Raw genomic sequence first — 12,779 nt, 5'->3', positions numbered from 1 at the left:
ACCTCCACCAGCAGCGCAGCGGAGATGCCGTCCCAGCGGCGCCGGATGCGTTCGGCGGTCTGTGTGTGGGCCAGCAGTTCCGGTTCGGTCTCCGGTGACAGGGAGGTCTCGGCGAGTTTGACCGCCGCGGCATCGATCAGGGCGAGTAGTTCGGCGGGCTGCTCCGGCAGCGCACCGGTGGCGACGACAGTCGCGATCGGATCGGTGATCGGATCGGTCATCGCTGCCACCTCCCCCGAGTGTTTCAGCTGGTCACACCATGTTTTCTTGACCTACCTGAAAGCTATCACCCACCTATGACAAACAACATTGACGCGATCGACCTACGTTCGATTCTCAGTCGCCGACGCGAACAACACCGGCGGCCGACATCCGCTGCACGTCCTGCTCGTCGTAGCCGAGTTCCGCGAGCAGCGCGGCTGTATGGCGGCCGAGTGCCGGAACGTCGCCCATCGCCGCCTCGACGTCATCGAATGTGACCGGCGGAAGTAGTGCCTTGACCTGCGCGAACTCGGTACCGACAGTGCGCCAGCGATCCCGTGCGGAGAGCTGCGGATGCTCGGCGACCTGTTCGAGCTCGTTGATCTGGGCTGCCGGAACACCCGCGGCGGAAAGCTTCGCGTCGAGCTCCGCAGTGGTCCACAGCCTGGTCCGTTGCGCCACTGCGGCGTCGCACGCCGCCCGGTTCTCGACTCGCTTCATATTGGTGGAGAATCGCGGGTCGGTCGTCAGCTCGGGGACGCCCAACACTGTGGTGAGCGCCTTCCAGCCTCCTTCACTCTGAACGCCGATCAAGATCTGTCCGTCGCTGGTGGGGTACGAGTCGTACGGCGCGATCGACACATGACTCACGCCCATCCGCGGCGGCTGCACGCCCGTGTACATCTGCGTGTAGAGCGAATGTCCCATCCATTCGACGGTCGATTCGAGCATCGAGACCTCGACCGCCGCTCCGACTCCGGTGCGGCAGCGACGCAGGAGCGCCGCGAGAACCGCCTGTGCGCAGTACATACCGGAGGCGATGTCGGCGGTCGGAATCCCGGTCTTGGCGGCATGCTCCGGTGTACCCGTGATGGAGATGAGGCCGCTCTCGGCCTGAATGAGCATGTCGTACGCCTTGCGCTGCTCGAACGGACCGCCTCGGCCGTAGCCCGACAGATCGACCGTGACCAACTCGGGGTGACCCTCGCGCAACTCATCGGCCCCCAGGCCGAGCCGCGCCGCTGCGCCCGGCGCCAGGTTCTGCAGAAAGACGTCCGCGTCGCGGATCAGCGCACGGACCACCTTGCGCCCCTCGTCCGACTTCAGGTCGACGGCGATGGATTCCTTCCCGCGGTTCAGCCACACGAAGTGCGCGCCGGTGCCGTGCACGGCGTCGTCGTAGGCGCGGGCGAAATCGCCGCCGTCGGTCCGTTCCACTTTGATGACGCGGGCGCCGAGATCGGCCAGATGGCGGGACGCGAGCGGCGCGGCGACGGCCTGTTCGAGAGTCACGACCGTGTAACCGGCGAGGGGGAGGAGTTGGTCGGGACGCAGTGCCATACACTCCACTATCGCACCGCGGCGATGGGCGGCTCCGGCGGGCGGCGTGTCACCCGATCGAGCGATTTGTGGTGTGACGACCGGCTCCCGCGACCCGCCCGAATCCGTCGTTCGGGGCCGCTGCACACGGTTTGGACCTGCACCGTTATCAGATTCATCGCGCTCTGACCTGCAGGTCGAGACGGATCGTGCCATTTGTCGTTGTGACAACGCGGTGATTCACTATCCCGGACCAGCGAGCCGGACAGGCTCGCGTGATCGGTGCGGCCTCGAGTCGCAGGAGGTGACCGATGCGTTCAATTCGCACGATCGGCTGGAGGGCCGTCGTTCTGACGGCAGCGGCTCTGGTGGTGGCCCTGGCCGGATCGGCCGTCCTTGCGCCGCCCGCGTCGGCCGCCGGAGAGTTGGATCGGTACCTGGATCTGCCGTTGGTCAATCGCCATGCGGATCACGGTCCCGGCGGGGTCAACCCGGCACTCCCCACCGACCCGAAGGTCCTCAAGAACCTGCTCGACGAGGCGCGTGAACGAGGGGTCGCGCCTACGTCGTACCAGGCCCTGTTGCTTCAGTACTGGCTGGCCGACACCACAGTGGCGGCGGGAATCGACCTCAAGTCGTGGAACCCGCGCGCGGGAGTGACTGCGAACCGCGGAAACCTCACGAAGTCGTACCAGTTCTACAAGAACCTGCAGCTCAAGCACCGCGAACTCCAGTGGGCCGGGATGGGCGGGCTCGTCGGTGCCGATTTCGGCGGCGGGCTCCTCGACTTCGAGCTGGCCACCGACGTCTACGAGTTCACGCGGTTGGCACCGGTGGCGAACGCCATCGTCACCGAGACCAACAGGGCGTTCGGACCGACGATGATCGACAAGCTCCCCAAGGGTCTGCGCGCGCTGGCCCGCGTCGGCGCCACCCTCACGCCGGCCGACCTCCAGTACGTGCAGGGCTCGATCCTCGTGATGCAGAAGAACATCTTCAGCGACCTGATGCCGATGCACCGCGCATACGTGACCGGCGGACTGTCGGCACTGCGAGAGATGTACCGAGCGGGACTCTTCCCCGCCGACGTCATGAAGGCGTGGGAGGATGTCGCGAGCAAGACGCCCGACGGGATCGCGGCGGGCAATGCGCGCCTGCTGAGGCGTGAGCAGGGCGAGATCATCAACGAGCAGTGGGACACGGTCCGCGCCTACCGCGGGGACGTCGGTGAGGCGATGACCTACGCAAGCACCCTCGCCGGGTCGCCGTCGGTGGCCGGAGTCCTTCCGCTGCGCTCGTACAAGCCGCTGAAGCTGACGGGGACCACGCCCGACGGGCGGACCGTCACCGCGACCGTGCCGCTGCCGTCGTGGAACTGGTCGGTCTTCGACGAGCGATGGGATTACATCACCCACGAACTGCTGCCGAAGTACCGATTCCAGGTGGAGAACCGCTGGCCGGACCTGCGCCGAGAACTGGTGATGCCGGCCGATCCGCAGATGGAGCAGCACCGCCCCATCTTCAATCTCCTGCCGATGATGCAGTCGGCGCTCGACACGCTGAAGGTGGAGGTCCGATGAAAGCGCAGCGTTGGATCGTCGCGGCGGTCGCACTGCTGAGCGCCCTGACCGTCGGTGCCTCCCTCACGGCCGCGCCGGCCGCGGCCGGACCGCCGAACCGCACTCCCCAACTCGGCGAGGTCTTCAACGGTTTCGTACTCGGGACCTTCCAGCACGGCAGGATGGGTACGCCCGACGAGATCCTCAAGCCGCTGCAGTCCACCGACCCGTTCTACAAGGAGCCGCGACTCACGGGATCGGAGAAGGCCGGGACGCTGCTGAAGGCCGAGCCCGTGGCCGTCCAGTTCGCCGGCTTCCGCCCGGGCGACGTGGATGCGTACAAGATCATGTACGTCACCACGGCGCTCGACGGTGAGCCCGACATCAGCACCGGGCTGATCATGATCCCGCGCGACGGCCGCAAGAACGCCACGCGGCCGATCGTCAGCTACCAGATGGCCAACGACAGCGTGGGCGCCAACTGCCATCCGTCGGTGATGTGGACCGGTGGCGATCCGATCGACGGCGCCTCGTGGTCGGCCCTCGGGCCGCTGGCACAGTTGTTCGGCAAAGGGTACGCCGTCGTGATGTCGGACGTCGGTAACAACGGCGACCCGCGTCCGCACGGCGTGTTCGCCGGAAAGTACAACGCCCGCACCAGTCTCGACGCGGTGCGCGCCGCGCTCGCGGTCCGCGATGCCGGTCTGTCCGCATCGTCGCCGATCGGCATGTTCGGCATCGCCGGCGGCGGTGTCGGCACCGGTCACGCGTTGGAGATGAAGGATCAGTACGCGCCGGAACTGAACATCAAGGCCGCGGTGCTCGAGGGAATGGTTCCGAACTACCGGAACTTCATCGCGACCGCCGACGGCTCCGTCGGTTCGGGTTTCGCGATGGCGACCCTTCTGGGCCTGGAGCCGCACTACCCGGACATGCGGATCGACGACCACCTCACGGATGCGGGACGCGCCGTGGCCGATTACTACCGGACCCAGTGCCAGACGCCCGCGTACTTCACATTGCCGCTGGTACCGCTGAACACGCTGTTCAAGGGGAATGAGTCGCCTGCGACGATCCCCGCGTTCCAGCGCGCCTACCGGGACAACGTGATGGGGCAGGGGACGGCAGCGAAGGGCGTGCGCACACTCGTCGCGTCGTGCGTGGCCGACGACTCGCCGATGTCGCTGGTACCGGCTGCCGATTCGCGCAAGCTGGTCCGAGCGTGGCGCAGCCGAGGCGCTCGCGTCGACTACCAGCCGACGGACTGCAGCATGGTCAAGTTCATCACCGACATGTACGGCTGGGGCACTGACCTGTTCGGCATGCAGACCGTCGACTGGCTGGCGGCGAATCTGAAGGGGTAGAGGGGGTTTCGACTCGCTTCGCTCGCTCAACGAGCCTGGGGAGGGATGCTCGCTCAACGAGCCTGCGGGGTGCGCTGGGCGGGGTCTGGGGTTTCGACTCGCTTCGCTCGCTCAACGAGCCTGAGGAGGACGCTCGCTCAACAAGCCTGCGGGGGTGCGCTGGGCGGGGTCTGGGGTTTCGACTCGCTTCGCTCGCTCAACAAGCCTGGGAGGGATGCTCGCTCAACGAGCCTGGGGAGGACGCTCGCTCAACCAGCCTGGGGAGGGCCTGGGAGGCGCTCGTCAGGACTTCTTCGACGTACCGGGGAGCACGCCGGCGTCGAGCACCGGCTTGACGAAGGGGCGAGTGCGCTCGATGAGGTCGGCGACGTCGGTGCCCAGACTCGCGCCGGTCAGTAGGTCGGTGCGTGCTTCGATGTCCTGATACAGGTCGAAGCCCGCCGAAGTGAGGCGGTGTCCGTCGTCGCCGATCTCGACGAGACCGCGCCGCGCCAGTCGGTCGACGGAGGCGTCCCAGTCGTCCTCCGACCACCCGCGGGTGAGTAGGAAGAACCGATGCCCCATCACCCGTCGACGGACGGTCGGGTCGGGCAATGCGGCCTCGTGGAAGACGCCGGCGTCGATCCCGTCCAGACCGTGGCCGATCAGCTCGGCGATGTGGTTGTCGCCGCGCCATTCCCGGAGTACCGACAAGTGACGCCAGAGGGCGAGGTGCGGCGCGTCGGGAATCGGGGTGGACGCCCATGCCGCGCCCAGGGGCCGACCGGAGACGGGCAGTCCTCCGACCGCCTTCTCGTACTCGGGCAGCAGCGGCGTGATCCGCTCGCACGCGGCACCCGGATGGCGCGGTACTGCTCGTCGAGCATCGCGTACCGCCGTTCGGCGACCTTCTCGAGGCCGACGGCCCGAGCGCGGTCCCATGCGGATTCGACGAGCGCGGGTGAGAAGTTGTAGAAAGCGGCGGCTACGACCGCTCCCGTGGCATCGCCCATCGGGGCGCCGGTAGAAGGCGTGGCCGTCGAGCCCGAGGTCGGTCTGGGCGTCGCCGAGGCCCGGATTGAAGTAGGCGAGGACGTGGAAGGGTTCAAGAGTCTCGTAGGCGCGGCGCGCGATCGCCGCCTGTTCGGTGCTCATGAGTGTCACTGTGCCATCACCGGACCGGCTCCCGCGCCCGGACGGACACGGATCACCGTCGGACGCGGATCGCCGGCATCGGCGACGAGACCCGGCAACGTGCTCTCGATCCGCATCGCGGCCTCGGCCGGTGCCAGGGCGACGACGCTGCCGCCGAATCCTCCGCCGGTCATCCGGGCCCCGAAGGCGCCGAGGTCGCGGGCGGTCTCCGCGATGCGGTCGATGCGGGGTGTGGTGATCTCGAAGTCGGTGCGCATCGAGTGGTGCGACTGATTCATCAGTTCTCCGAAACGCGTGCAGTCTCCGTCGCGCAACGCCTGTGCTGCGTCCCGGACCCGTCGGTTCTCGGTGAGAACGTGCCTGGCGCGGCGCCGCAGTTCGTCGTCGCGGAGTGCTCGCCAGCCGTCGTCTCGGACATAGCGCAAGCTGGGCGCCGACAGGCGGCGGGCGGCGTCCTCGCACGCCGCTCGTCGCCTCCGGTACTCGCCGTCGGCGTTCCGGTGCGGGGACCGCGAATCGATGACGAGGAGCACCGCGCCGCCCAGAGCCACCGGCACCGGCGTCACCTGCAGTGAGCGGAAGTCGAGGAGCAGAGCGGTGCCGTCGGCGCCGAACAGACTGCTCAACTGGTCGAGCAGACCGGTGGGGGCGCCCACGTATCGGTTCTCGGCGCGCTGGGCGATCAGCGCGAGGGTGCGCCGGTCGACGGTGGCCCCGGCCGCGGCGGCCAGCGCGTGGAGCACCGCGCACTCCAGAGCAGCAGACGACGACAGTCCCGCTCCGACCGGCACATCGGAGCGGATCTCCATGCGCCCGCCGGGCACCCGGACACCGTGTTCGCGCAGCGCCCAGACACAGCCCGCCACATACGACGCCCAGCCGGTCACCCGGGTGCCGTGCGCCGCGTCATCGTCGGGAGCGGTGTCGATGGGCACGCCGGCCCGGCCGGGCGCGAGGTCGGAGGAGACGACGACCGATTCGGCGGCCGGGTCCGGCCGGAAGCTCACCGTGGTCCCGAGCTGCAGCGCGATCGACAGCGCCAGCCCGTCGTTGTAGTCCGTGTGCTCACCGATCAGATTGACGCGGCCCGGCGCATATGCGCGCACCTCCGGCTCCCGCGACCGCGGTCCGGGAGACGAGGTGCTGCCGGCCGATCCCTCAGGCATGTCTGCCATGGTCCGCCTGTCGGCCGAGCGCCGCACGCAATTGCTCGGCGATGTCCTCGGGGGTCTTGTCCGTGATGAAGGCATCGCGCGCCGACTCGGACCCGGCCAGGTATTTGAGTCTGTGGGCGCTGCGGCGGATCGAGAAGATCTCGGCGTGCAGGTAGCCCTCGGCCGCGTCGGCCGGATACTGATGCCACGACGCGACGTAGGGCAGCGGGGCGTCGTACAGGGCGTCGCAGGCTCGAAGGACCGCGAGCTGGGTCCGCGCGAGGTCGTCGGCCTCCCGGTCGGTGAGTTCGCCGAGACCGCGGACGTGCCGGTTCGGGTAGACGTGCACCTCCACCGGCCAGCGCGCCGCGAACGGTACGAACGCAGTGGTGTGCGCGGTCGACAGGAGAATTCGCTCGCCGTCTTCGAGTTCGCGGGCGAGGATCGCTTCGAAGAGGTCTGCGGAGTGCTCGCGCCGGTACCGACCGGCCGACCGCAGCATCGATTCGGTGCGGCGGGTACGGAACGGGTAGGCGTAGATCTGGCCGTGCGGGTGACCGAGGGTCACGCCGATCTCCTCGCCGCGATTCTCGAAACAATGGACCTCGCGCACGCCGTCCAACGCCATGAGCTCGGCGGTCCGGTGCGCCAGAGCGTCGAGGACCAGGCGGGCGCGGCGTTCGGGGAGTGCGCCGAACGAACCGTCGTGGTCGCTGGTGAAGCAGACCACCTCGCAGCGGCCGGTGCCCGGAATCTCGGTCCGCAGCGGATCGTCGCTCGCCGGCGGCGACGCTCCGGCACCGGCAGGCTCCGGTGGTGCGGCGAGCGACGGGAAGCGATTCTCGAACACCGCCACCCCGTAGTCCGACGCTGGGATCTCGCTTCGGAGACCCTCCGGGTCGGGGCACAGCGGGCACTGCCGCCGCGGCGGCAGATGGGTACGGTCCTGGCGCGCGGGCGCCACGATCACCCAGTCGTCCGTGACGGGGTCTCGGCGGACGGTCGTCGCACCGCGATCCGTCGGCAGGTCGCGGCGGTCGGGGCGCAGGACGGAGGCCTCGCCGTCGTCGAACAGCAGTATCTCGCGTCCGTCACTGAGCCGTCCGCGGACCGGTTCGGGGAGAGACCTCGCCGTCGACACGCGGCGAATCTACCATCGGGCTCCGGTCGCGACGACCTTCCGCGACCGGAGGCCGGCACGCGTTTTCAGATCGTCACGGGGAGACGACCCCGGGTCCGGCTCATCCCTCGACCACCTCGGCGTCGATACGCGTACCCGCAGGGACCAGGGCGTACACCGCCGCGGCGACCGCCAGCATGATGAGACCGCCGGTGAGGCTGGTGATCTGCAGCGAATCGGTGAACGCGGTACCGGCTTGCTGTGCCAGGTTCGGCATGTGCAGCTGATCGGCGACGCCCGCCGCGGACCCGATCGACTCGCGGGCCGCGTCGTGCAATCGGGGATCGAGGTCGTCCAGCGCGCCGGACTCGTCGAGCCGGCTGCGATAGAGCACCGCGGCGACGCTGCCGAGGAGCGCGACACCGATGACGCTGCCGAGTTCGTAGGAGGTCTCCTCCATCGCGGCGGCGTTGCCCGCGCGGTTCTCGGGGCTGCCCGACATGATCAGCGCCGAGCCGATCGCCAGCGATCCGATGCCGACACCCACCAGGATCAACGACACGACGGCCGACGCGTAGTGCAGCTCTCCGGGGATCAGGTACACGGCGATCATGCCGATGCCGGCCACCGCGATGCCGCCGGCAATGACGATTCGCGGACCGATGCGTTCGGCCAGACGCGGTGCGGCGAGCGACGCGGCGGCCGAGGCGACAGCGAGCGGGACCAGCTGCAGGCCGGCACGGATCGGTGAACTGCCCTCTACCGACTGCAGCCACTGGGCGAGCAGCAGCAGGGCCGCGGCCATCGCGAACATCGAGCCGAGGGCGCCGGCGATACCGCCGGTGAAGACGCGGCTGCGGAACAGTCCGACGTCGAGCATCGGCCGGTCCTGGCGCAGACTGCGGCGGACGAAGACGGTCAGCAGCAGCACTCCTGCGGCGAACGCGGCCCAGCCCTCGGGGACCAGCAGACTCGATTCGGCACCGAAGTGCTTCACCGACCACATCAGGAGCACCATGCCGGAGAACGAGAGGGCGATGCCCAGCCAGTCCCAGACTCCCGGGTCGGCCGACCGCGACTCGGGGAGCAGGAAGACCCCGGCGACCACGGCCAGCGCCATCAGCGGAGCGTTGACCAGGAAAGCCGACTGCCAGGAGAAGTGCTCCACCAGGAAACCGCCGACCAGCGGGCCGATCGCCGCACCGAGACCGGCGACCGACGACCACACCGCGAGTGCGCGCGCCCGCCGGCGCGCGTCGGTGAACAGGACGCGGATCGTCGACAGTGTGGTCGGCATGATGAACGCGCCGCCGGTGCCGAGGAGGGCGCGGATGGCGATCACCGCGGTCGCCGACTCGGCGACCAGGACGAGCAGCGATGCGGCGCCGAAGACGGCGTACCCGGCCAACAGCATCCGCTTGCGTCCCCAGCGGTCGGCCAGCGATGCGGCCGGGACGAGCAGCCCGGCGAGCACCAGCGAGTAGACGTCGACGATCCACAGCAGCTGGGAGGCGGTGGGCTCCAAGTCGGCCGACATCGCGGGAAGAGCGATGTTCAGGATCGTCATATCCATCACGATCACGAGCAGGCTCGCACTCAACACAGCGGTCGCGAGCCAGGCGCGGACGGTGGAGTAGCCGGTGCTCCCCGTGGTGGGTGAGGCAGTCATCACGGTTGTCTTTTCTGCGCCATGAACGGCGCGACGAGAGTGTGCAGGAAGTCTTTGGAGACGACGGTGTTGTGCAATGCCGCGTGCATCACGACACCGTCGGAGACGATCGCGAGGGCGAGCGCGTTGTCGGGTCCGACGTAATCGCTCAAGATCTCGACGAGATTGGTCTGCCAGCGGAGCGACAGCGCGCGCAACTCGGGATCGAACAGGCCCGCCGATATCAGCGAGACGTCGGCCGCGACGGCGCGGCTGTCGGCGAGGTAGTCGTGAATCTGATCCACCAGCGCTTCCGCTGACCCGCCGGCCGCGACCAGGCTGCTCCGCACGGCGGCCAGGTCTTCGTCGACCTCCGCGGCGAGCCGCTCCAGGGCCTGGGTGCGCAGGTCGTCGATGGAGGTGAAGTACTGGGTCGTCGATCCCAACGGCACACCCGCACGCTCGGCGACGCGGCGGTGCGTCAGCGCGGCCGGTCCGAGTTCGATCACCAGATCCGCCGCCGCGGCGAGAATCGCCGCCCGCCGTGCCTCCGGGTCGTGCTTGGCCATGACTCCATCGCAATTCTGTACGAATGTACATGTACTTTTGTACAGGGTTGGCGGAGGTCTGTCGACCGAATATCGGAGGGCTCAGCCCCACGTCTCGCGGATGTGTGACGACAAGGCGTCGAGCGGTGCGGTGGAACGGGTGGCGCGAGAGGTGATGATGGCGCCTTCGAGGGCTGCCACCAGCATGTCGCCAGCCCGTCGGGCGGCGTCCGCGGCCAGTCCGTCGGCCTCGAAGGATGCGGCGATCTGGCCCGCCAGCGTTTGGAAAGCCGTGGCGGCGCGCTCGGCCGCACCCGGGTACTCCGCGGCGGAGGTGGAGGCGGCAACCAGGGGGCAGCCGAGGCGGTAGTCGTGGCGCACCAGGGTCTGCTTCCACTCGTCCACGATGACGATCAGACCCTCCACAGCGGTCCGGCCGTACAGTGCGGCCGCGAGGCGCGACGAGGCGTGCCTGCCCGCCTCGTCGGTGGCCTGCTCCAGCAGTTGCGCCTTGCCGCGGGGGAAGTGCTGGTACATCGAGCGCCGCGCCACGCCGCTGTGCTCCATGAGCTCCGACATTCCGAATCCGTCGGCTCCCTTGCTCCGGAGCAGCTGAGTCGCCGACAGGAGCAGTCGGTCGCGGACGGGGAGTGTTGCCATGCACTCAGGGTACGCGTGAGTAGAACGATCGTTCTGTTACCGTCGACGCATGACTCACGTTTTCGATGAGGCCATCGCCCTCACGCCCACGGCGTCGGACCATGTGGTCCGCGCGCAGACGCATCCCGCGTACAACAACATGGTCGGCCCGTTCGGCGGCATCACGGCCGCGACCGTCGTCAACGGCATCCAGCAGCGGCCCGACGTCCTCGGCGATCCGCTCGCGCTGACCATCAATTACGCGGCACCGATCGCCGAAGGACAGTGGGATCTCGACCTGCGGCCCGTCCGGACCAACCGCACCAATCAGCACTGGGTGGTGACGATCAGCCAATCCGGACAGGTGGCGGCCACCGGCACCGCGGTCTTCGGCGTCGCCCGTGACACCTGGTCCGACACCGAGCCGACGCCTCCGGCCGCACCGCCCGCCGAGGAGGTCGAGGTCAGCGAGTACGTGGACTTCATCGCCTGGGCCAAGAACTACGACAAGCGGTTCGTCGCGGGCGGCATGGACGGGAGGAACGACGCCGACTCGACGTCGACGCTGTGGCTGCGCGACCGGCCCGAGCGGCCGCTCGACTTCCCGGCGCTCACCGCGATGACCGACGTGTTCTACCCTCGTGTCTTTCTCCGGCACGGAACCTACATGCCGGCGGGCACCATCACCCTGACCACGTATTTCCACGCCACCGCGCAGGAACTCGAGGCGCATGGAACCGGACACGTCCTCGCGACGGCGCGCGCCGCCCGGTTCGGGCACGGTCATTTCGACCAGTACGGACAGCTCTGGTCGGGCGAGGTGCTCCTCGCGACCACGCACCAGCTCGTGTACTTCAAAGACCCCGCCTGATTCGAGGTCGCCCGAGTGTCCCGGCCGTGCCCGGATACACTCGGGCGATACGTCACGGTGCTCGGGAAGTCCGGTGAGAAGCCGGCGCGGTACTCGCCACTGTGAACAGGTCCGGAAGTCGCCGGGAGTGCAGGACTCCAGCCACTGGGTGCTCGTCATCTGGGAAGGTGTGACCGCCGGCAGTCCTGTGTAGCCAGGAGACCGGCCGCGGCGTACCCCGAAGTTCCACGAGTATCTGGAAAGGGGGTCGCATTGCGCACCCTGAAGAACGCGGTGATCCTGGCCGTCGCCGGCACCGTCCTCACCGTCTCTGCCTGTTCCGGCGACGATCCCGCATCCGGCGCCGACGGCTCGGCGATCAGCCTGCAGAACTGCGGCCGCACCGTCACCCTGAAGAAGCCGGCCGACGCGGCCATCACCGTCAACCAGGGGGCCACCGAGTCGGCCCTGGCCGTCGGCGCCGGCGGGCAGCTGGTCGGCACCGCCTACCTCGACAGCGCCATCGCCCCGCAATGGGCCGCAGCCTACGGCGAGATCCCGGTGCTGTCGGAGAAGTACCCCACCCGCGAAGCGGTCCTCGAGAAGCACCCCGACCTGATCGCCGCGTCGTACAGCAGCGCCTTCGACGACAAGGCGCTGGGAAGCCGGCAGTCGTTCGACGACCTCGGTGTGGCGACCTACGTGTCGCCCTTCGGCTGCGAGGACAAGTTGAAGCGTCCGGCCTCGTCCTGGGACGCGGTGGCCGGTGAGACCAGCGACTACGGCGTGCTCTTCGGACGGACGGCCGATGCCGACCGGGTGAACGCCGACATGCGCGCGAAGCTCGCCGACCTCACCGCGAAGTCGGCCGGACGGGGCAAGACGGTTCTGTGGTGGGATTCCTCGACTGACAAGCCCTTCGTCGGTGCCGGCGACGGCGGGCCGCAATTGGTCATCGACGCCGTCGGCGCGAAGAACGTCTTCGGAGATCTCTCCGGCAACTGGGCCGAGACCGGCTGGGAGGCGGTGCTCAAAGCCGATCCGGACGTGATCGTCCTGGTGGACGCCGACTGGGATCCGGCCGCCGCCAAGCGGAAGTATCTGGAGTCCGACCCGGCGCTCAAGGACCTGAAGGCCGTCGCGAAGGGATCGTTCGTGGTGATCCCGTTCGCTGAGAGCACCCCCGGTCCGCGGCTGATCGACGGCGCCGCCAAGCTGTCGGACGCGCTCGCGAAGTAGTCG

The 12,779-nt window shown here is 68.6% G+C and carries 10 protein-coding genes, 2 pseudogenes and 1 riboswitch; of the genes and pseudogenes, 4 read left to right on the top strand and 8 right to left on the bottom strand.

Annotation, left to right across the window (positions count from 1 at the left end):
* Both Y710_RS16980 and Y710_RS16975 read right to left on the bottom strand, forming a co-directional pair.
* Positions 1–221: pseudogene (locus Y710_RS16980) on the bottom strand (HNH endonuclease); the annotation flags it as partial.
* Positions 222–336: 115 nt separating this feature from the next.
* A complete protein-coding gene (locus Y710_RS16975; RefSeq protein WP_045537523.1) occupies positions 337–1,542 on the bottom strand; it encodes a CaiB/BaiF CoA transferase family protein in 1,206 nt (401 codons plus the stop codon).
* 290 nt (positions 1,543–1,832) lie between these two features.
* Here Y710_RS16975 and Y710_RS16970 point away from each other — a divergent pair, with 290 nt between their 5' ends.
* Both Y710_RS16970 and Y710_RS16965 read left to right on the top strand, forming a co-directional pair.
* Positions 1,833–3,101: a hypothetical protein gene (locus Y710_RS16970; RefSeq protein ID WP_045537521.1), complete on the top strand. Its 1,269-nt coding sequence runs from the start codon at positions 1,833–1,835 to the stop codon at positions 3,099–3,101.
* Positions 3,098–4,444, top strand: coding sequence for a lipase family protein (locus Y710_RS16965; RefSeq protein WP_045537519.1), 1,347 nt, complete (start codon positions 3,098–3,100; stop codon positions 4,442–4,444). The genes Y710_RS16970 and Y710_RS16965 overlap by 4 nt, the downstream gene beginning before the upstream one ends.
* Positions 4,445–4,726: 282 nt before the next feature.
* Here Y710_RS16965 and Y710_RS16960 read toward each other — a convergent pair.
* From Y710_RS16960 to Y710_RS16935, 6 genes and pseudogenes are all read right to left on the bottom strand, one after another.
* A pseudogene (locus tag Y710_RS16960) lies at positions 4,727–5,578 on the bottom strand (hypothetical protein).
* Between the two features lie 5 nt (positions 5,579–5,583).
* The gene (gene galK, locus Y710_RS16955) at positions 5,584–6,744 is read right to left on the bottom strand and encodes a galactokinase (RefSeq protein WP_062367990.1); all 1,161 of its coding nucleotides are present in this window, start codon (positions 6,742–6,744) and stop codon (positions 5,584–5,586) included.
* The gene (galT, locus tag Y710_RS16950) at positions 6,737–7,873 is read right to left on the bottom strand and encodes a galactose-1-phosphate uridylyltransferase (RefSeq protein WP_045537515.1); all 1,137 of its coding nucleotides are present in this window, start codon (positions 7,871–7,873) and stop codon (positions 6,737–6,739) included. Before galT ends, galK begins: the two co-directional genes overlap by 8 nt.
* Before the next feature lie 100 nt (positions 7,874–7,973).
* Positions 7,974–9,521 carry an MFS transporter gene (locus Y710_RS16945; RefSeq protein ID WP_045537513.1) on the bottom strand — a complete coding sequence of 516 codons (1,548 nt, stop codon included), beginning with the start codon at positions 9,519–9,521 and terminating at the stop codon, positions 7,974–7,976.
* Positions 9,521–10,069 (bottom strand): TetR/AcrR family transcriptional regulator, encoded by a 549-nt coding sequence (locus tag Y710_RS16940; protein ID WP_045537511.1) that lies wholly within the window; start codon positions 10,067–10,069, stop codon positions 9,521–9,523. The genes Y710_RS16945 and Y710_RS16940 overlap by 1 nt, the downstream gene beginning before the upstream one ends.
* A gap of 81 nt (positions 10,070–10,150) precedes the next feature.
* The gene (locus Y710_RS16935; protein ID WP_045537509.1) at positions 10,151–10,708 is read right to left on the bottom strand and encodes a TetR/AcrR family transcriptional regulator; all 558 of its coding nucleotides are present in this window, start codon (positions 10,706–10,708) and stop codon (positions 10,151–10,153) included.
* A gap of 49 nt (positions 10,709–10,757) precedes the next feature.
* Here Y710_RS16935 and Y710_RS16930 point away from each other — a divergent pair, with 49 nt between their 5' ends.
* Both Y710_RS16930 and Y710_RS16925 read left to right on the top strand, forming a co-directional pair.
* The gene (locus Y710_RS16930; protein ID WP_006897939.1) at positions 10,758–11,558 is read left to right on the top strand and encodes an acyl-CoA thioesterase; all 801 of its coding nucleotides are present in this window, start codon (positions 10,758–10,760) and stop codon (positions 11,556–11,558) included.
* A gap of 38 nt (positions 11,559–11,596) precedes the next feature.
* Positions 11,597–11,783: riboswitch (cobalamin riboswitch) on the top strand.
* A 27-nt stretch (positions 11,784–11,810) separates the two neighbouring features.
* The gene (locus Y710_RS16925; RefSeq protein ID WP_197078052.1) at positions 11,811–12,776 is read left to right on the top strand and encodes an ABC transporter substrate-binding protein; all 966 of its coding nucleotides are present in this window, start codon (positions 11,811–11,813) and stop codon (positions 12,774–12,776) included.
* Positions 12,777–12,779 lie beyond the last annotated feature (3 nt).

Origin of the sequence: Gordonia sp. QH-12 (assembly GCF_001578675.1) — a bacterium.
Lineage (GTDB): Bacteria > Actinomycetota > Actinomycetes > Mycobacteriales > Mycobacteriaceae > Gordonia > Gordonia sihwensis.
This window is presented reverse-complemented; position numbering and strand designations above follow the sequence as displayed.